Below are 19,823 nucleotides of genomic sequence, written 5' to 3'. Positions count from 1 at the left end.
CGGTCTTGAGCAGAGCCGCCCGCATCCTTTTCCTCAATGGCGTGGGCAGCGTCGGCAAGAGCTCGATCGCGAAGGCGCTCCAGACCCTGACGAGCGAGACCTTCCTGCTGGTCGCGATGGACGGCTTCCTCGAGATGCTGCCGCTGCCGATGCAGGACCATCCCGACACCTTCCTCTATGAGACCCTCGAGGAAGACGGCCATCCCTCGGTCGAGATCAGGACCGGGCCGGTGGGCGAGCGGGTGATGAAGGGCATGCGCCATGCCATCGCCGCCCTCGCGGCCCAGGGCAACAATCTGATCGTCGACGAGGTGATGACGGCGCGCGACTGGGCGGAATATGCGACCCTTCTCGCCGGTTTCGACGTCGCCAAGGTCGGCGTGTTCGCGCCGCTCGAGGTGCTCGAGGCGCGCGAGCGCCAGCGCGGCGACCGCCTGATCGGCACCTCGCGCCGGCAGTTCGACCGGCTCCATCGGGGCATGAGCTATGACTTCGAGGTCGATACCAGCCGGGCCACGGCGATGGAATGCGCCCGGGCGATTCAGCAGAGGTTCAGGCTCTAGATGTGGGCGCCGTCCCCAGAGTGACCGCCGCTTGTGACGACGTCAGTTCGGTGATTCTGTCCTGAGCATCGTCCCGATAGGCAGACTGCGTGGGAGCTTCCACAGCCTGCGCGGCGGCGCATGCGCTCGCGTTCCAGCCACAACTACGGCTTCTTCTCGGCTGTCCTCGTGCGGTCACAAATCCGCCGGAAAAACGTCAGATGCAAAGCTTAGGACGGCACCTCAGGGGCAATCTGCTCGCATATCGCGAAGTAGACAGAGTTTGAGGTGCGACCGACGGTGAGATCGACTCGGACGACTCCTTAACCGGTCACTCCTAGGTAGTTGGAAGACCACTCGTCGGCAGAGATAGGAGGGTTACATGTCGATGTTGGTTGGTCACACAATCAACAGAAGTAAAAATATCACAACTTACATGCACCCAAAGCGTGCATTAACTTCGCGTAATGATGAAACAGGAGCGACGTTTGTGAAGACCAGTGCGCGACGCGCCCGTCGACCTGACAATGCGATCACGTTAGCGCTGTGCCTCCTGGGTATTGCCATGCTCGGCTTGTGGTGTGCTCCCAGCACATGTTGGGCTGAGGACTCGATTACAGCCGCCGAGTTCTGGAAACAACGTCCAGCCAATTTCTTCCGCGAAGTACTTGCCCGGGATGCGACCGTTTGTGGGTCGATTCTTCAATCTTTGAATCAACCTTACACGCGAGCGGCGGGTCCACGGCAGAGCCAACGTCTGCTCATGCACACCAGCTATCTGCTCGAGAACTGGCGAAAAATACATGTTAACTGGGTCACGGCAGATGGCCGTTCAGTGCTTCAGTCTAAAGAACAACTAATTGCTGATGTCAACAACGATGGGCGCAAGGATGCCATCTACAGATGGAAGGGTTCGCTCAGTGGGACCGTGTCTGAGGATATGGCAGTTTCATTGAATCCAACTGAAGACGAGCTCTTTGGTGCCGAGCTGTCGTTCGATTCTTTCCGGGAAATTCTGGAACCCACGGACGTTGGCGCCTCGGGTGGCCCAGTCATATTCACCAAAAGGACCGTCCACGCGCCACAGGCGGAGATCTCTGACGATCAGTTGTATTGGTGGGAGGTCATTTCCTGGCGCGGTACGCAGTATCTCATGTCCAGCAAAGTTCTTTACTGGCAGCCAACCGCTGTGACGTCCGTCCTGCAGTACTTCAGCCCAACCAGCCTGGGCCTCGTCTGTCAATTCCGCGGAGCCCTCAACATAGACCGATGACCCCAATGGGATGTAGAAAGGGAAAGTCATGTCTCTTAGCGCGACGCATTCTTCCGATACCTATGAAGACGTGCTCTTTCGCATCCTGAAATACACTGAAAATGATCGCTTATTCAAAAATTAAAACCTATCCGGTCAACAGTATATCCATAATGGGGCCGATGGGAACCCAACGATCGGCTATGGATACAATCTTGCTGCACACTCTGCAGATGAGAACGAAGCAGCTTTAAAAGTGGCACTCGGCTACACGGTCGACACTGCGCTCGGCAGCTTGCCCCAAGATGTTCAAGACGGTCTCACGATCCTACGAGATTGGCGAGAGTCGCACACTTATACAAATCTGCAGATCATTGGCTTTGCGCAGGGAAGCGGCGGAAATTCCGCGCAGCAGCAAGCCATTCAGAGTTTTCTGATGACAGACATCACTGCGACAAGGCTATTAGATGCAACAGTCAATGGCTTGAAGGACAGTCTCGATCAGGAAGTCTTTCCCGATCATGAGGCTCTTCTGGATTACAGATTGAATGGAAGCGGTGGCAACGGCATAGACATTTCACCCGGTTCAGAATCGACGGTCGCTGACTCAAATGAGCGTGCTGCTCTGATGTCGCTTTACTACGGTCTTCCCACACTAATTGGCCCACGTCTGTTGACTGCCTTACAAAGCGATCATCGTGAGGAGGCATGGTACGAAATTCGCTATCAATCAAATGAGCACGGGGATGAAGAGGTTGCGCGACGGCGCTATTGGGAGAGCGAAGTTTTCGGGCTGCATGCAGATCCTGAGGACATCTCTCGAGCTGAAGCCCTGCGCGTCTTTGAGATGTTCACGCGGCATGAGACCATAATCCGGAACTATGACGGTAAGCTTGGCGATCAAGTTGAGGACGCAAACGATCTCTATGATCTCGAGGGTGACGAAATCATACATCCGCGTGACGAGGAGTTTGCGCCTGCCCGCACATATCTGGCGGCCGCTTACCTGTCGTTCGACGTGGGGCACATCGAAGCGGGAGAGGCAGGAACCGACGTTGGACTCGCAGTCTGGGGCGAGGGCGAGACGTCTTTGCGCTCAGAACTGGAGAGCGTGCAGGCCGCACTTGTAGCTAAAGAGCTGGATACGACTCAAGTCGACCATTTGCTTGGCATGCAAGCCAATCTTGAACAAATCTACGTAGCGGGCTCGGACACAATATTTGCAAGTGAGATGGATCTCCATACGGTGGATCGCCCCTCGCTGGAAAGCCTTTCGGGAATCACCGATGATCTGATATTTGGCACCAACTCTGCTGACACTTTAATGGCAGGCGGTGGCGATGACGCGCTCGTCGGAAGTGCTGGCGCGGACGCGATCTCGGGCGGCAATGGTGATGATGTCGTTATCTATGCGGAGAGCGGCAGCGCTGTGGCAGTCAACCTCGGTTCGAGCACAGTCTCTGGGGGCGATGCTGCCGGCGACACGCTAACGGGCGTTGAGAATGTCATAGGTAGTTCTCACGATGATGAGCTGACCGGTGACAGCTTGGCGAACGTGCTCATAGGTCTCAACGGGGACGATACACTTCAAGGTCAGAGCGGCGACGACATTCTGATGGGCGGGGAAGGTAACGACTCCATTGTCGGGGGCGAAGGCATCGATGTCATTGTCGGGGGGGCCGGCGACGACACGATTATTGGAGGGAACGGCGCCGACGCATTGTTTGGCAGCGAAGGAAACGATGTCTTCATGATGCAGGTCGGAGAGTGGGCGCACGGGTACGAAGCACCCGAAACGGCCGAAGTGATTATTGGGGCCGATGAAAACGATCAGCTCTTTTTTGACGACATTCAGCTGACTGGTGGTACCAGAGACGCTTACTACGTCTACATCGATGAGTTTGAGAATGAATCGTGGGTACCCAGTGACTTTATGCTGTGGGGTAACCCGGACGATCCGATTGCATACTTTTTGAATGAGGACGGTCTGTGGGTTGACTACTACGGTCCAGAGGAAACCGAGTACATTCTCGTTCCGGATTGGGAGAATGGTGACCTAGGGCTCACCATGACCGACGTCGACAATAGGTACCCTCTCGGAGAAGGCATGTTGATGGCGCCCGGAGGCGATACAGAGTCATCGGCTACGATGAAGGACACTTCTCACCTTTCCGTGAGCGATCTGTTCGAGGGCCACGGGGTACAAATCGGCGCTGAGGTGGTATCCAACGTCGCGTCGACGGCGGCAGATTATCTGAGTGCCGTCCAGGAAATAACTCAGGCGGCCCAGTCCTTGATCCTCGAGCAGAGTTGATGCCGCCTTGGGAGCGCCGACGGGCCGAAGTTCGCCGGCGCTCCATCTGCTGTCTGATTGACGCAGCCTGAGAGTGTGACTTTCTGGCTGGGTGTCGCCTCGATCGCATGGAGACAAGAGGGCGCGCCGGCAGGACTGACAGGCATTGCTAGTTATCGACCGCGGTCTTCGTGGGAGCGTTCATAGGACACGCCCTGGCACAGCCAGGATTGAACGCCTGGGGGCTGCTTACGGCGTTGAGGCACCTGGCCGCCGAATCGAACTGCGCCGCAGCTCGAGCTGTAGACCGCGCGCCGGCGAGGCGCGGCGAGCCGGCTACTGGCCGCAGCATGATCGCGATGGCGATGGCATCGCCTGCGAGCCCTGGTTGCGGCGTTGATCATTTCTCGGCTTCAGACTTGGGGCGATGATGCCTTTCTACAAGCGACTCCTGTGGCGTCGTCTCACGCAACAGGGAAAGGGCAGGCATTAATTTGGAACACTGGGCGACCTAGAGCGCTTTAGCTAGCTGCCGCCGGAGCACCGCCCAGCCCCTTCGGCACCGTCCCGGTGGGCGGGGATTTCTCTATTTGCGGCATTCGGCCAAAGGGTTACCGGTGCCCCGTCGGCAGCCCTTGCTCGGGCCCCGCGCCCCCTGCTATAGGGGCGCGCCATTTTCCCTCTTAGACCCTACGAGAATCAGGAGAATTCGTTCGATGAGCGCGCGTCAGGACTTCAAGGTCGCCGACATCTCCAAGGCCGAATGGGGCCGCAAGGAGATCGCCATCGCCGAGACCGAGATGCCGGGTCTGATGGCGCTGCGGCGCGAGTTCGGCGAGAAAAAGCCGCTCAAGGGTGCGCGCATCGCCGGCTGCCTTCATATGACGATTCAGACCGCGGTCTTGATCGAGACCCTGATCGCGCTCGGCGCCACGATCCGCTGGTCCTCCTGCAACATCTTCTCGACCCAGGACCAGGCCGCGGCCGCGATCGCCGCCGCCGGCATCCCGGTCTTCGCCTGGAAGGGCATGAACGAGGAAGAGTTCTGGTGGTGCATCGAGCAGACCATCAAGGGGCCCGATGGCTGGACGCCGAACATGATTTTGGACGATGGCGGCGACCTGACCCAGATCATGCATGAGAAATATCCGGCGATGCTCAAGGATGTGAAGGGCATCTCGGAAGAGACCACCACGGGCGTGCATCGCCTCTATGAGATGGCCAAGAAGGGTTCGCTCGCGGTCCCCGCGATCAACGTCAACGATTCCGTCACCAAGTCGAAGTTCGACAATCTCTATGGCTGCCGCGAGAGCCTGGTCGACGGCATCAAGCGCGCCACCGACGTGATGATGGCCGGCAAGGTCGCCGTGGTCTGCGGCTATGGCGATGTCGGCAAGGGCTCGGCCGCCTCGCTGCGCAGCCAGGGTGCCCGCGTCATGGTCACCGAGGTCGATCCGATCTGCGCGCTGCAGGCGGCGATGGAAGGCTATCAGGTCACCACCATGGATGACGCGGCCGCGCAGGCCGACATCTTCGTGACCGCGACCGGCAATATCGACGTCATCACGCTCGACCATATGCGCCAGATGAAGGACCGGGCGATCGTCTGCAACATCGGTCACTTCGACAGCGAGATCCAGATCGGCGCGCTCAGGAACTACAAGTGGGACAATGTGAAGCCGCAGGTGGACGAGGTCGTGTTCCCCGACGGCAAGCGGCTGATCGTCCTGGCCGAGGGCCGGCTGGTGAATCTCGGCTGCGCCACCGGCCATCCGAGCTTCGTGATGAGCGCCTCCTTCACCAACCAGGTGCTGGCGCAGATCGAGCTCTGGAACAATCACGGCCAGTATGAGCGCAAGGTCTATGTGCTGCCCAAGCATCTGGACGAGAAGGTCGCGGCCCTGCATCTGGAGAAGATCGGCGTGAAGCTGACCAAGCTCTCGACGCAGCAGGCCGACTATATCGGCGTCGCCCAGAAGGGCCCCTACAAGCCGGAACATTACCGCTACTAAATCTTCTATCGGCAAGGCTGGCCTCGTCCGGGTCATCCCCCCGGAGTCCGAGGCCGGCCGCCGACCGGTTCTTCTCCCCTTTATCGGCCTGACAGCGGCTTTGCCGCATTGTCCCCTCATGGCCACCGTGACAAATCCGCGATAAAGTGATTCGCGTGGGGCTTGGACACAACATGTGGGGTCTGGTGAGGGCTGCCTCTGGCGGGCTGGTGATCGCGGCCGTGGGGCTGAGCGCCCCGCGCTGGGCGCTGGCGGCCGAGGCGGGCGATATGCCCGGCTGGGGCTCCAGCTGGCTGCTGGCGGCCCTCCTGCTGGGCCTGCTGGCGGGGCTGGTGGTGGCGGGCCTCCTGGTTCGCCGTGAGCGGGCCCGGGCGGTCGAGCGCGAGCGCGAGGCCGCCATCGAACGCACCACGCTCGAGAACGCCCGCGCCGAAGCCGCCGGCCAGATCGCCTCGATCGCCGGCCAGCGCGACGGGCTGCAGCAGATCCTCGACAGCATCCCCGTCCCGGTCTGGCGCCGGCGTGCCGATCTCTCGCTCGATTTCGTCAATCTGACCTACGCCCGTTCGGTCGAGGCCGACCGGCCCAGGGTCCTGCTGGAACAGACCGAGCTCGCCGGCGGCCGGGCGCTCGCCGAACGGGCGCGCGATCTGGGCCTCGGCCAGTCGGAAAGCCGGCCCACGGTCGTGGGCGGCGAGCGGCTGCTGTTCGACTTCAACGAGCAGCCGCTGCCGGACGGCCGCCTCATCGGCTATGCGCGCGACATGACCAGCGTCGAGTCGACCCAGTTCGAGCTGGCGCGCCATATCCAGGCGCATGGCGAGGTGCTGGAGCAGCTCAGCACCGGCATCATCATCCTGGGCCCCGACGCCCGGGTGAAGTTCTTCAACAGCGCCTACACCCGGCTCTGGGGCCTCGAGGCCGAGTTCCTGCGCAGCGAGCCGACCCTGGAGCAGCTCCTGGAGCAGCTGCGCGAAAAGCGTCGCCTGCCGGAGCAGCCCGATTTCCCGGCCTATAAGCGCGAGCTGCGGCGCAGCCTGATGAGCGCCATCAACCCGCTCGAATCGCTGCTGCATCTGCCCGACAACCGCACCATCCGGCGGGTGGCGGCGCCCCATCCCTTCGGCGGTATCGTCATGACCTTCGAGGATGTGACCGACACGCTGGCGCTGGAGCGCTCCTACAACACCCTCATCGACGTACAGCGCGAGACCCTCGACAATCTGTTCGAGGGCGTCGCGGTGTTCGGCGCCGACGGGAGGCTCAAGCTCTACAATCCGGCCTTCGTGCGGATGTGGGGCTTCCATGAGGGCGACCTCGTCGACGAGCCGCACGCGACCCAGCTGGTCGACCTCATCCGCAATTTCTTCGAGACGGTGGCCTGGCCGCGCCTCAAGCAGCGCATGATCGACCGGCTGCAGGACCGCACCGCGCGCACCGGCCGCATGGAGCGCGCCGATGGCTCGACCATCGATTTCGCGGCGGTGCCGCTGCCCGACGGCGCCTGCCTGATGATCTATATGGATGTGAGCGACAGCGTGCGGGTGCAGCGCGCCTTGGCCGAGCGCAATGCGGCGCTCGAAACCGCCGACCGGCTCAAGTCGGAGTTCATCGCCAACGTCTCCTACGAGCTGCGCACGCCCTTGAACGCGATCATCGGCTTCGCCGAGATCCTCGATCAGCAATATTTCGGGCCGCTGACCGAGCGCCAGGCGGAGTACAGCCACGGCATCATCGACGCCTCGCAGCAGCTGCTGCTGCTGATCAACGACATCCTCGACATCGCCACCATCGAGGCGGGCTATCTCCAGCTCGAGCTGGCGCCGGTCGACGTCGCCGCGATGCTGAAGGATCTCGTGACCCTGAGCGCCGAGCGGGCGCGTTCGCGCGGCGTGGCGCTCGAGCTCGATTGCCCGCCCGATATCGGGCGCGTCACCGGCGACGAGCGGCGCCTCAAGCAGGCGATCTACAATCTCATCAGCAACGCGATGAAGTTCACGCCCTTGGGCGGCTCGGTGCGGATGACCGCGCGCCGCGTCGAAGGCCAGCTCGAGATCGAGGTGGTCGACAACGGCGTCGGCATCGCCGAGCAGGATCAGGGCGAGGCGTTCCAGAAGTTCGCGCGCGTCGGCGGACGGCGCCAGAGCGGCAGCGGACTGGGCTTGGCGCTGGTAAAGAGCCTGATCGAGCTCCATGGCGGCCATGTCGAGCTCATCTCCAAGCCCGGCGTCGGCACCCGCGTCACCTGCCGCCTGCCAGCCGCCCCCAGCGACGCGCCGGCCAACACCCCGGAACGCCGCGCGGCGGGGTGATTTTCGAGCCACAATCCAAGTTCTTCAGGGAGTCCCAGCCTGTAAGCTGGAACTTGGCATGTGTAAGCGTTTCGTTTACACATTTACCCTGTGATCCGGTCGTTTCGCAGCAAGGCCCTCCGCCGATTCGCCGAGACCGACAACAGCTCGAAATTGAGCGCGCAGAACCCCGAGAGAATCAGGCGAATTCTTTTGGCTTTGGATAGTGCGCGAAGACCCGAGGCGCTCGATCTGCCGGGCTTGCGCTTCCATCCGCTCAAGGGCCGGGAAAGAGGGCGCCATGCGGTGGATGCCGGCGGCAACCGGCGGCTCACTTTTGGCTGGGATGGCGAAGATGCCATCGATCTGGACCTGGAGGACTATCACTGATGAGCACCAAATCCCTGCTGCGCGGTCTTCGTCCGATGCATCCGGGCAAATTGCTCCGCGAGGAGATCTTGCCGGCTGTCGATCGGCCCAAGGCCGAAATCGCGCGGCTGCTCGGTGTCTCGCGCCAGCATCTCTACGACATCCTCGACGAGCGCAAGCCGGTCACGCCGGCGATGGCGGTTCGTCTCGGGAAGCTGTTCGGCAACGGCCCGGAGCTCTGGCTCGATCTGCAGAGCGCCTATGACCTGGCCGCCGTGACGAAGAAACTGGCGGCCGAGCTGAAGAAGATTCCAACCCTGACGGCAGCCTAAAGCGGCCGGGACCGCGAGGTCCTCTAGCTCACCTTGATCTGCTCGACGGCTTTGCGGGCGATCGGCTCCAAGCCGTCGCCGCCGGCGGCGAGCACGGCCAGGATCTCGCGGCGCATGCGCGGCTCCCAGAATTTCTGGATATGGTCGAGCGTGTCGGCGACCGCGCGGTCTTCGCTTTTGAGGCGGAAACCCTTGGCGATCTGGTTGGCCATATAGACGAGGCGGTCGGGATTCATGGTCTGGTCTCGGCAATGCGCTCGGGATGGGTATAGGCCTGGAAGCCCTCGTCGCGGGCGCCGGCCACCAGAGTGAGGCCGCAGGCCTCGGCCGTCTCGATCGCGAGCGTGGTGGGGAAGGAAACCGCCACCAGGAGCCCGATGCCGGCGGTCGCGGCCTTCTGCACCATCTCGACGCTCATGCGGCTGGTGATGACGGCGAAGCCCGGCGCGTAGTCGCCATCGGGGGCCATCCGGGCGCGGGCGCCGATCAGCTTGTCGAGCGCGTTGTGGCGCCCGACATCCTCGCGCGCGAGCACCGGCTTTCCCTCGACCGTGAACCAGGCCGCGGCATGGACCGCCCGAACTTCGCTATTGAGCGGCTGCAGGGCCGGCAGGCTTTCGACCGCCGCCGCAATGACGCGGCTCGAAACCACCGGACCGGGCGCAAGCTGAGGCAAGGGCCGCAGCGCCTGGTCGAGCTCGGCGATGCCGCAGAGCCCGCAGCCGGCACGCCCCGCCAGATTGCGCGAGCGCACGCCCAGCATGCGGGCGCGGCGTTCCGGGATGGTGACATCGATCTGAAGGCCGCGGCCATGATCGGTCACCCGGATCGGGCCGACCTCGCTGGCGCGCTTCACGATGGCTTCGGCGAGGCTGAAGCCCAGCGCGAAATCCTCGAGATCGGCCGGGCTGCCCATCATCACGACGTAGGATTCGCCGTTATAGGTGACGGCCAGGGGCGTTTCGGTCGCGATCGCCTGCTCGATGGCCTCGTGATTCCCGCCGTGCCAGCGTTCGGCGCCCAACCGGGCCGAAGCCGCCGGAATCTTGGGAGATTCCGATGCCGGCATCGGGGTCGCGCGCGGCGCGCGGGAGCGCGACAGCATCGAGCCCATACCGTTACTCGGCCGCCGGCGCCGCCGCGATGCGACGCGCGCGTCGGGTGAATTCGTCATTCTCCTCCTGCCAATCCGAGCGACGGTTGGTCGGGCGGACCTGGACGGCGGTCACCTTGTATTCCGGGCAATCGGTCGCCCAGTCCGAGAATTCCGTGGTCACGACATTAGCGCCGGTGTCGGGATGGTGGAAGGTCGTATAGACCACGCCCGGCTGCATCCGTTCGGAGACGCGGGCGCGCAAGGTGGTATCGCCGGCGCGGCTCTTCAACTGCACCCAGTCGCCGTCATTGATGCCGCGATCCTCGGCGTCGACCGGATGGATCTCCAGCCGGTCTTCCTCATGCCAGACCGAGTTGGCGGTGCGCCGCGTCTGGGCGCCGACATTGTACTGGCTGAGGATGCGCCCGGTGGTGAGGATCAGGGGGAAGCGCGGACCGGTGCGCTCCTCGGTCGGCACGAACTCGGTCAGGACGAACAGGCCCTTGCCGCGCACGAAGCCCTTCTCATGCATGATCGGGGTGCCTTCCGGCGCCTTGTCGTTGCAGGGCCATTGGATACTGCCCAGCTCCTCGATCCGCTTGAACGAAACGCCCGCAAACGTCGGCGTCAGCCGCGCGATCTCGTCCATGATCTCGGAGGGGTGCTTGTAGTTCATCGGGTAACCCAACGCCGCCGAAAGGGCCATCGTGGCCTCCCAATCGGCCTTTCCGGCCATCGGCGGGATCGCCTTGCGCACGAGGCTGATGCGCCGCTCGGCATTGGTGAAGGTGCCGTCCTTCTCGAGGAAGGACGAGCCCGGCAGGAACACATGGGCGTAGTTCGCGGTCTCGTTCAGGAACAGGTCCTGGACGACCACGCATTCCATGGCGGCGAGACCGGCACCCACATGATGGGTGTTGGGGTCGGACTGCAGGATGTCCTCGCCTTGCACATACAAACCCTTGAAGCTGCCGTCGACGGCGGCGTCGAGCATGTTGGGGATGCGCAGGCCGGGCTCCGGATCGATCACGACGCCCCAGGCGCTTTCAAAGAGTGCGCGGGTCGACGCATCGGACACATGGCGGTAGCCCGAGAGCTCATGCGGGAAGGAGCCCATGTCGCAGGCGCCCTGCACATTGTTCTGGCCGCGCAGCGGATTCACGCCCACGCCGTTCCGGCCGATATTGCCGGTCAGCATGGCGAGGTTGGCCATGGCCATGACCGTGGTCGAGCCCTGGCTGTGCTCGGTGACGCCGAGCCCGTAATAGATCGCACCGCGGCCGCCGGTCGCGTAGAGGCGGGCAGCGCCGCGAAGGTCGGCCGCGGGCACGCCGGTATAGGCCTCGCTCGCTTCCGGCGAGTTCAGCGGCTGGCGGATGAAAGCGAGCCACTCGCGGAAGCTCTCGAGATCGCAACGTTCCTTGATGTAATCCTCGTCGAGCAGGCCCTCGGTCGCGATCACATGGGCCAGCGCATTGACGACCGCCACATTGGTGCCGGGCTTGAGCGCCAGATGGAACTGGGCCTCGACATGGGGCGTGCGCACCAGATCGATACGGCGCGGATCGACCACGATGAGCTTGGCACCCTGGCGCAGGCGGCGCTTCATGCGCGAGGCGAAGACCGGGTGCGCGTCGGTCGGGTTGGCGCCGATCACCAGCGCCACGTCGGTCTCGTCGACCGAATCGAAATCCTGGGTGCCGGCCGAGGTGCCGAGCGTGGTCTTGAGGCCATAGCCGGTGGGCGAGTGGCAGACGCGCGCGCAGGTATCGACATTGTTGTTGCCGAAGGCGGTGCGGATCAGCTTCTGCACCAGGAAGGTCTCCTCGTTGGTGCAGCGCGAGGAGGTGATGCCGCCGACCGAGGTGCGGCCATACTTCGCCTGGATCCGCTTGAACTCGGAGGCGGCGTAATTGATCGCCTCGTCCCAGGAGACCTCGCGCCAGGGCAGATCGATGCTGGTGCGGATCATCGGCTTCAGGATGCGTTCCTTATGCGCGGCATAGCCCCAGGCGAAGCGGCCTTTGACGCAGGAATGGCCGTGATTGGCCTTGCCGTCCTTCCAGGGCGTCATGCGCACGACGGTGTTGCCGTTGAGCTCGGCCTTGAAGGAGCAGCCGACGCCGCAATAGGCGCAAGTGGTGACGACCTCGCGGCGCGGCTGGCCCAGCTCGATCACCGACTTCTCGATCAAGGTCGCGGTCGGGCAGGCCTGCACGCAGGCGCCGCAGGAGACGCATTCCGAACCGATGAAATCCTCATCCTGGCCGGCCGAGACATGCGATTCGAAGCCGCGCGCGCCGATGGTCAGCGCAAAGGTGCCCTGGACCTCCTCGCAAGCGCGCACGCAGCGCGAACAGGCGATGCATTTGGCCGGATCGAAGGTGAAATAGGGGTTGGAGACGTCCTTCTTGGCGTCGAAGTGATTGGCGCCTTCATAGCCGTAACGCACCTCGCGCAGGCCCACGGCACCGGCCATGTCCTGCAGCTCGCAATCGCCGTTCGCGGCGCAGGTCAGGCAGTCGAGCGGATGATCGGAGATATAGAGCTCCATCACGCCCTTGCGCAGCTTTTCCAGCCGCGGCGTCTGGGTCTTGACCTTCATGCCCGGCTCGACCGGCGTGGTGCAGGAGGCGGGTGTGCCGCGACGACCGTCGATCTCGACCAGGCAGAGCCGGCAGGAGCCGAAGGGCTCGAGATTGTCGGTGGCGCAGAGCTTGGGGATCGAGAGACCGGCCTCGACCGCGGCATGCATGATCGAGGTTCCGGCCGGAACCGTGATCGCCTGGCCGTCGATCTCGAGCGTGACCGGTGCGCCGACCCGGGCGGGGGTGCCGTAATCGATCTCGGGATGCAGAGCCATGGGAGGTCTTCCTCTTCTCGGCTATTCGGCCGCGACCGCAACCGGCCGTTTGAAATCGTCGGGGAAATGTTCGAGCGCGCTCAAGACCGGCAGCGGCGTCAGGCCGCCCAGCGCGCAGAGCGAGCCGTCGGTCATGACCTCGCAGAGATCGCGCAGCAGCGCTGTCTGCGCATCGATGTCGCGGCCCGCGATAATGCGATCCATGATCTCGACGCCGCGGGTCGAGCCGATGCGGCAGGGCGTGCATTTGCCGCAGGATTCGGTGGCGCAGAATTCCATGGCGAAGCGCGCCTGGCGGGCGAGATCGACGCTGTCGTCGAACAGCACCATGCCGCCATGGCCCAGCATGCCGCGCTTGGCCGCCAGCGCTTCATAGTCCATCGGGAGATCGAGCAGGCTCGCCGGGAAATAGGCGCCCAGCGGGCCGCCGATCTGGACCGCGCGCAAGGGCCGGCCCGAGGCGGTGCCGCCGCCGAAATCATTGATCAGCGTGTCGAGCGTGACGCCGAAGGCGAGCTCGACCAGACCGCCGCGCTTCACATTGCCGGCGAGCTGCACCGGCAGGGTGCCGCGCGAGCGGCCCATGCCGAAATCGCGATAGGTCTCCGCACCCTCGGCGAGGATGAAGGGAACGGTCGAGAGCGTGACGAGATTGTTGACGACCGTGGGCTTGCCGAAGAGTCCCTGGAGCGCCGGCAGTGGCGGCTTGAAGCGGATGACGCCGCGCTTGCCCTCGAGGCTTTCCAGGAGCGAGGTCTCTTCGCCGCAGATATAGGCGCCCGCACCCATGCGGACTTCGATATCGAAGCTGAAATCGCTGCCGAGAATCTTCGGGCCCAGCCGGCCTTCGTCGCGGGCGTTCGCGACCGCGCGCTTGAAGGTGAGGAAGGCATGCGGATATTCGGAGCGGATATAGACGAAGCCTTGCGTGGCGTCGACGGCGAGGCCCGCAATCGTCATGCCTTCGATAAGCCCATAGGGATCGCCTTCGAGCAGCATGCGATCGGCGAAGGTGCCGCTGTCGCCCTCGTCGGCGTTGCAGACGATGTATTTCTGATCGGCCTTGGCGCCCAGGACCGTCTTCCATTTGATCCCGGTCGGAAAGCCGGCACCGCCGCGGCCGCGCAGGCCCGAGGTCGTGACGGCGTCGACGATGGCCGCGGGCGCCATAGTGAGCGCCTTGGCGAGGCCACGATAACCGCCATGGGCCTCGTAATCTTCCAGCGACAGCGGATCGACGATGCCGCAGCGCGCGAAGGTCAGGCGCTGCTGGCGCTTGAGCCAGGGAATCTCATCCACCAGCCCGAGACGCAGTTTGTGCTCACCGCCTTCGAGCAAGCCGGCCTCGAGAAGACCCGGCACATCCTGGGGCGTCACCGGCCCGTAGCCGACGCGTCCCTCGGGCGTTTCCACCTCGATCAGCGGCTCCAGCCAGAACAAGCCGCGCGAGCCGTTGCGCACGATCTCGGCCTTGGCGCCCTTGCGCTTCAACCCAAGCGTCAGGGCCTCGGCCACTTCCTCCGCATCGAGCGAGAGGGCCGTCGAATCGATCGGAACGAAGAGACGCGTCACGATTGACGTTCCTGAGCGATGTGGCGCGCCAGATACGTTTCGATCTTGGCGAGGTCGACGCGCCCGAGGATCCGTTCGTCGAGCATCGCTGCAGGTCCGCACGCGCAATTGCCAAGGCAGAAGATCGGTTCAAGCGTCAGCTTGCCGTCGGCGCTGGTGTCATGGAAATCGATGCCGAAGCGGGCCTTCACCTGGGCCGCCAGCTTGTCGGCGCCCATGGCCTGACAGGCCTCGGCGCGACAGAGCTTCAGCACATGGCGGCCGGGCGCCGTCTTGCGGAAGTCGTGATAGAAGGAAACCACGCCATGCACTTCGGCACGCGACAGGTTCAGCGCCTCGGCCACGAGCGGCACCGCTGCCGCGGGCACATGGCCGAACTCTTCTTGCAAGGCATGCAGAATCGGCAGACAGGCACCCGCTTGTGACCGATATTGTTCGATCAACTCGGCCGCCCTTTCCGCCGACCAGGGCATCACGCCCATGGCGCTCTCCCACGCGTTGGTCGGTATCGATGCGCAACAATAATTGATAGCCGAAGCCTATATCAAAGTGGAATAGGCTATTGATTGATAGGTTTTATCTATCAAAGATCAAGACCTGGGCGGTCCGATCGACGCCAAAGCAGCTTCAATATCAAGGGTTTGAGCCACTTCGACCAAGGCCCGGGCCGTGGGCTGGAGCGGCTCGCGCTCCGGATAGACCACCCCGATGAGCCGTTCGGGCTTGGGATCGGTCAAGGGCAGGGCGCGCAGCCAATTGGGCTCCCCCAGCAGATGCAAAGACGCCTGGCTCAGGACCGCGGCGAGGCCGCTGCGGACATGGGTGTAGAGGCCCAGGATCGAATTCGATTCCACCACCGGCGTCGGCGTGGCCCCCGCCTCGTGAAAGGCGTGGTCGACGATGCGCCGGTTCTGCATGTCGGGTGTCAAAAGACAGAGCGGCACCTTCGCCGCCTCGGCCCAGGTCACGCTGCGCCGCGTCGCGAAGAGGTCGGGATCGCCGGTCACGAGGTAATAGCGCTCGTGATAGAGCGGGTGGCTGCGCACGCGCAGGAGCGGCTCGTTGTCGAGATAGGTCAGGGCCGCGTCGATATCGAAATTGTCGAGCCCGCGCTGGATCTCGATCGAGCTCATCGACAGGATCTTGATCTGCACGCGCGGGTGGGTCGCGCGGAACGGCGTGGTGAGAAGGCCCAAGGCCGCCAGCGCCGTCGGGATCACGCCGATGGTGAGGTGGCCGCTGAGGCCTTCTTTCAGCAGCGCCAGCTCCTGATGCATGGCGTCGCGATCGGCGATGATGCGGTGCGCCCATTCGACGATCCGCTCGCCTTCGGGCGTGAGACCGCGGAAGCGCTGGCCGCGCTCGACGATGAGGACGCCGAGCTCGGACTCGAGCTCGCGGATCGCGGCCGACAAGGTGGGCTGGGTCACATGACAGACCGCAGCCGCGCGCCCGAAATGCCGCTCGCGGGCGAGCGTCACGAGATATTCGAGCTGGCGAAGAAGCATGGCCGATACGATCCCGTTTCTTCGCCCTGTTGCAGGGGCGCTTTATGCGCCCGGCACGCCGGACGTCGTCGAATATTCGAAATGCAGCACTTCGCCCACATGCACCAGCGGATAGATCGCGTGAGCCGCGGCGGCCGCTTCGGCGAAGCCCGACAGGATCAGCTTCAGCTTGCCCGGATAATGCGCGATATCGCCGATGGCGAACACGCCCGCGCGGCTGGTGGCGCAGCTCGAGGGATCGACCAGGATATGGTTGTGGTCGAGATTGAGGCCCCATTTCGCGATCGGGCCCAGATTCATCGAGAGGCCGAAGAAGGGCAGCAGCACGTCCGCCGGCAGGCTGCGCTTCTCGCCTTCGAGCGTGGCGACGACGACGGCGCTGATCTGGCCGTTGCCGCCTTCGAGCCCGGAGAGCTGATAGGGCACCACCATCTCGACCTTGCCGGTCTTCACCAGCGCTTCCATGCGCGCGACGCTTTCGGGGGCGGCGCGGAATTTCGGCCGGCGATGGATGACATAGACATGGGCCGCGAGGTCCGCCAGCGAGAGCACCCAGTCGAGCGCCGAATCGCCGCCGCCGGCGATGACGATACGCTTGCCGCGATAATCCTCGCGCCGCTTCACCAGGTAATGGACGCTTTTGCCTTCATAGGCCTCGATGCCGTCGAGCGGCGGACGGTTGGGCCCGAAGGCGCCGACACCGGCCGCGACGATGACCGCGCGCGCATCGACCGTGACGCCGCCCGCATTCGACACCAGGAAGCGGTCGCCATGGGGTTCGACCCCCGTGACCGCATGGCCGAAATGATAGACCGGCTTGAAGGGCGCGGCCTGGACCTCGAGCTGGCGCACCAGCTCGGCCGCGTCGATCCGCGGATGGCCAGGGATGTCATAGATCGGCTTCTCCGGATAGAGCGCGCTGCATTGGCCGCCGGCCATGTCGAGCGCGTCCAGCACATGCGCCTTCATCTTCAGCATCCCGCATTCGAACACGGCGAAGAGCCCCACAGGGCCGGCGCCGATGATGGCGACGTCGGTCTGATGCGTGGCGCTGGCGGTCATGGGCAGAATCTCCGGATTAAAGGGCGGGCTAGACGGCCGGTATCGTCGGCCGGCCCATACCAGCCCGGGAACATGGCGGCCTGTCGCGGTCCTGGCAAGCAGGCCATCGGGCCTGGTCGTCTCAAGCCGATTTGGCTTGAGACGTGAATCAGGCCCGCTTGATATTGAATCAGAGCAAGATTCACGGACCGGCTCGGTAAGAGCCGGTCCGACCTTGCTCTGGGACCGACTCGGGGGCCGGTTTCCGCCGGATTTGCGCCGCGGAAGCCCGGTTTCACGCCACCGGGGCCCGGCGGTTGCGTCGTTCCTGGCCCCTCGCTACAACCCATCCGGCATGACCGATTCCGCCGCCTCATCCCTTGTCCGGTCCCTGTTTCTGCCCGACGAAGCCGCGACCGAGCGGCTCGGCGCCGGCCTCGCCGCGGCCCTGGCGCCGCGCGATCTGGTGGCGCTCTCGGGCGAGCTCGGCGCCGGCAAGACCTGCCTCGCCCGGGCGGTGATCGCGGGCCTGATGGGCGGGCCCGAAGAGGTGCCGAGCCCGACCTTCACCCTGGTCCAGACCTATGAGACCCCCAAGGGACCGCTCTGGCATTTCGACCTTTACCGACTGTCGGCGCCCGACGAGGTGTGGGAGCTGGGTTTCGAAGAGGCGCTGGCCGAGGGCATGTCGCTGATCGAATGGCCCGAGCGGCTGGGCCGGCTGCTGCCGGGGCCACGGCTCGATCTCATGCTGCGCTTCGCCCAGAGCCCCGGCGCCCGCCATGCCGATCTGGTCGGCCAAGGCAGCTGGGCCTCGCGCATCGACCGTCTCGCGGCATGACGAGGCCTTCGACGCGCGCCATGACGACACCCCTCAAGCTTCACGAACAGCCCGAGCGCGTCGCCAAACGCGACGAATTCCTGAAGCGGGCCGGCTGGGGCAGCGCCGAGCGCCGGCTGCTCGCGGGCGATGCGTCCTTCCGGCGCTATGACCGCCTGACGCGGGGCGACCGCACGGCGGTGCTGATGGACGCGCCGCCGCCGCAGGAGGATGTGCGGCCCTTCGTGGCGGTGAGGAAGATCCTGGGCGGCCTCGGCCTGTCCGCGCCCGAGCTCTATGCGGCCGACGAGGCGCAAGGCTTCCTGCTGCTCGAGGATCTGGGCGACGATACCTATACGCGCCTGCTGCAGCGCGGCACCGACGAACCGGGGCTCTACCGCCTCGCGGTCGATGTGCTGATCGAGCTGGCGAAACATATCCAGCCGAAGGATATGCAGTCTCTGCCGCCGCTCGACGATGCCCGCGCCCTCGACGAGGTCTCGCGCCTGACCGAATGGTGGTGGCCGACCGTGATGGGCGGACCGATCCCGGAGAAGGTCCTGAACGACTATCGTGCGGCCTGGCGCCAGGTTCTGCCGCGCGGCCGGCGGGCTCCGGAATCGATCGGCCTCTTCGACTATCATGTCGACAATCTGCTCTGGCTGCCGCAGCGCCAGGGTGTGGCCGCCTGCGGCCTGTTGGATTTCCAGGATGCCGTGCGGGTGCCGATGGGATTCGACCTGATGTCGCTGCTGCAGGATGCGCGGCGCGATCTGATGCCCGGGCTCGAGCCCGAGCTCTATGAGCGCTTCGTGACGGGCCTGCCGGGCCTCGATCGCGCGGCCTTCGCCGATGCCTTCGCGGTGCTCGGCGCCGAGCGCCACTCGCGCATCATCGGCACTTTCCTGCGGCTTTGGAAACGCGACGGCAAGCCCGCCTATCTGGTGCATCTGCCGCGCGTCTGGCGGCAGCTCGAAAGCGCGCTGGCGGCCCCGGCCATGGCGCCGCTCAAAGACTGGTTCGACACCTACGTGCCGCGCGCCAAGCGCGGCGCCGTCTCCATGTGAGTTCCTGGAACAGCCCTGATGTCATTTCCCGATACCGCGATGGTTCTGGCGGCCGGCTTCGGCAAGCGCCTGCGGCCTTTGACCGAAGAGACGCCGAAGCCGCTGGTGAAGGTCGCGGACCGCCCCCTGATCGACTGGGTGCTGGACCGCCTGGCCGAGGGCGGCGTCAAGCGCGCCGTCGTCAACACGCATTGGCTGGGCGAGCGCATCGTCGAGCATCTCTCGCACCGCAGCGCGCCCGAGATCGTCTATTCGCATGAGGAGGAGATCCTCGAGACCGGCGGCGGCATCAAGAAGGCGCTGCCTCTGCTGGGGGCGGGGCGCTTCTTCGCGGTCAACGCCAAGATCCTCTGGCTCAATGGCAAGACCAACGCGCTGCATCGTCTGGCGGCCGCCTGGGACGATGCGCGGATGGACGCGCTCCTGCTGCTGCAACCGACGGCCACCGCGGTCGGCTATGACGGCCAGGGCGATTTCGCGCTCGATCCGCAAGGCGTGATCAGGCGCCGGCGCGAATGGGAGGTCTCTCCCTTTCTCTATTCGGGCATCCAGCTCCTGCATCCGCGTCTGTTCGAGAATTCGCCGGACGGTTTCTTCTCGCTCAATGTCCTTTACGACCGGGCGATCGAGGCGGGGCGGCTTTATGGGCTGCGCCATGACGGCGAGTGGTATCATGTCAGCACGCCACGGCATCTGGCCGAGGTGGAGGAGCGCCTGGCCGAAGTCGGCTTCAGGAGCCGGTAGGCGCGCAAAGGCTTTCTTCCT

At 64.3% G+C, this 19,823-nt stretch carries 18 protein-coding genes; 11 read left to right on the top strand and 7 right to left on the bottom strand.

Translation table 11 applies throughout. The annotated features are described in order from the left end of the window. The first annotated feature begins 5 nt into the window (after positions 1-5). The 8 genes from ACREE8_RS04845 (at position 6) to ACREE8_RS04810 (ending at position 9,091) form a co-directional block, all read left to right on the top strand. Positions 6-563 (top strand): chloramphenicol phosphotransferase CPT family protein, encoded by a 558-nt coding sequence (locus ACREE8_RS04845; RefSeq protein ID WP_431571848.1) that lies wholly within the window; start codon positions 6-8, stop codon positions 561-563. Positions 564-924: 361 nt separating this feature from the next. After that, positions 925-1,815 (top strand): hypothetical protein, encoded by an 891-nt coding sequence (locus ACREE8_RS04840; protein ID WP_431571847.1) that lies wholly within the window; start codon positions 925-927, stop codon positions 1,813-1,815. A 235-nt stretch (positions 1,816-2,050) separates the two neighbouring features. After that, complete coding sequence (locus tag ACREE8_RS04835) at positions 2,051-4,108, top strand: calcium-binding protein (protein WP_431571846.1); 2,058 nt, start codon at positions 2,051-2,053, stop codon at positions 4,106-4,108. Positions 4,109-4,253: 145 nt separating this feature from the next. Next, positions 4,254-4,487: an excalibur calcium-binding domain-containing protein gene (locus ACREE8_RS04830; protein WP_431571845.1), complete on the top strand. Its 234-nt coding sequence runs from the start codon at positions 4,254-4,256 to the stop codon at positions 4,485-4,487. Positions 4,488-4,803: 316 nt separating this feature from the next. Next, complete coding sequence (gene ahcY, locus ACREE8_RS04825) at positions 4,804-6,099, top strand: adenosylhomocysteinase (protein ID WP_431571844.1); 1,296 nt, start codon at positions 4,804-4,806, stop codon at positions 6,097-6,099. 185 nt (positions 6,100-6,284) lie between these two features. Next, entirely contained in the window at positions 6,285-8,411 is a 2,127-nt protein-coding gene (locus ACREE8_RS04820; protein ID WP_431571843.1) for an ATP-binding protein, read from the top strand. A 90-nt stretch (positions 8,412-8,501) separates the two neighbouring features. Beyond that, positions 8,502-8,780 (top strand): type II toxin-antitoxin system RelE/ParE family toxin, encoded by a 279-nt coding sequence (locus tag ACREE8_RS04815; RefSeq protein WP_431571842.1) that lies wholly within the window; start codon positions 8,502-8,504, stop codon positions 8,778-8,780. Further along, positions 8,780-9,091, top strand: coding sequence for a HigA family addiction module antitoxin (locus tag ACREE8_RS04810; RefSeq protein WP_431571841.1), 312 nt, complete (start codon positions 8,780-8,782; stop codon positions 9,089-9,091). The genes ACREE8_RS04815 and ACREE8_RS04810 overlap by 1 nt, the downstream gene beginning before the upstream one ends. Positions 9,092-9,114: 23 nt before the next feature. Here ACREE8_RS04810 and ACREE8_RS04805 read toward each other — a convergent pair whose 3' ends face one another. The 7 genes from ACREE8_RS04805 to ACREE8_RS04775 all read right to left on the bottom strand — a co-directional run bounded on the left by ACREE8_RS04805 (position 9,115) and on the right by ACREE8_RS04775 (position 17,192). After that, entirely contained in the window at positions 9,115-9,327 is a 213-nt protein-coding gene (locus tag ACREE8_RS04805; protein WP_431571840.1) for a formate dehydrogenase subunit delta, read from the bottom strand. Further along, positions 9,324-10,265 carry a formate dehydrogenase accessory sulfurtransferase FdhD gene (fdhD, locus tag ACREE8_RS04800; protein WP_431571839.1) on the bottom strand — a complete coding sequence of 314 codons (942 nt, stop codon included), beginning with the start codon at positions 10,263-10,265 and terminating at the stop codon, positions 9,324-9,326. The genes ACREE8_RS04805 and fdhD overlap by 4 nt, the downstream gene beginning before the upstream one ends. After that, positions 10,210-13,050, bottom strand: a complete 2,841-nt coding sequence (fdhF, locus tag ACREE8_RS04795) for a formate dehydrogenase subunit alpha (RefSeq protein ID WP_431571838.1) — start codon at positions 13,048-13,050, stop codon at positions 10,210-10,212. Before fdhF ends, fdhD begins: the two co-directional genes overlap by 56 nt. A 21-nt stretch (positions 13,051-13,071) precedes the next feature. Next, the gene (locus tag ACREE8_RS04790) at positions 13,072-14,622 is read right to left on the bottom strand and encodes a formate dehydrogenase beta subunit (protein WP_431571837.1); all 1,551 of its coding nucleotides are present in this window, start codon (positions 14,620-14,622) and stop codon (positions 13,072-13,074) included. Next, positions 14,619-15,104, bottom strand: coding sequence for a formate dehydrogenase subunit gamma (locus ACREE8_RS04785; RefSeq protein WP_431571836.1), 486 nt, complete (start codon positions 15,102-15,104; stop codon positions 14,619-14,621). Before ACREE8_RS04785 ends, ACREE8_RS04790 begins: the two co-directional genes overlap by 4 nt. Positions 15,105-15,212: 108 nt before the next feature. Beyond that, positions 15,213-16,130, bottom strand: a complete 918-nt coding sequence (locus ACREE8_RS04780) for a LysR family transcriptional regulator (RefSeq protein WP_431571835.1) — start codon at positions 16,128-16,130, stop codon at positions 15,213-15,215. Positions 16,131-16,172: 42 nt separating this feature from the next. After that, positions 16,173-17,192 carry an NAD(P)/FAD-dependent oxidoreductase gene (locus tag ACREE8_RS04775; protein WP_431571834.1) on the bottom strand — a complete coding sequence of 340 codons (1,020 nt, stop codon included), beginning with the start codon at positions 17,190-17,192 and terminating at the stop codon, positions 16,173-16,175. A 334-nt stretch (positions 17,193-17,526) separates the two neighbouring features. Between ACREE8_RS04775 and tsaE the strand changes: the two genes are divergently transcribed. From tsaE to ACREE8_RS04760, 3 genes are read left to right on the top strand one after another with little or no spacing between them, the layout of a single operon-like run. Further along, positions 17,527-18,012, top strand: a complete 486-nt coding sequence (tsaE, locus tag ACREE8_RS04770) for a tRNA (adenosine(37)-N6)-threonylcarbamoyltransferase complex ATPase subunit type 1 TsaE (RefSeq protein ID WP_431571833.1) — start codon at positions 17,527-17,529, stop codon at positions 18,010-18,012. Continuing rightward, a complete protein-coding gene (locus tag ACREE8_RS04765) occupies positions 18,009-19,058 on the top strand; it encodes an aminoglycoside phosphotransferase family protein (RefSeq protein ID WP_431571832.1) in 1,050 nt (349 codons plus the stop codon). Before tsaE ends, ACREE8_RS04765 begins: the two co-directional genes overlap by 4 nt. Positions 19,059-19,076: 18 nt before the next feature. Continuing rightward, positions 19,077-19,802, top strand: a complete 726-nt coding sequence (locus ACREE8_RS04760; protein ID WP_431571831.1) for a nucleotidyltransferase family protein — start codon at positions 19,077-19,079, stop codon at positions 19,800-19,802. The last annotated feature ends 21 nt before the right edge of the window (positions 19,803-19,823 follow it).

This window comes from Hypericibacter sp. (assembly GCF_050729195.1).
Lineage (GTDB): Bacteria > Pseudomonadota > Alphaproteobacteria > Dongiales > Dongiaceae > Hypericibacter.
The sequence above is the reverse complement of the archived record's forward strand: the minus strand, read 5'-3'. Positions and strand labels throughout refer to the sequence as shown.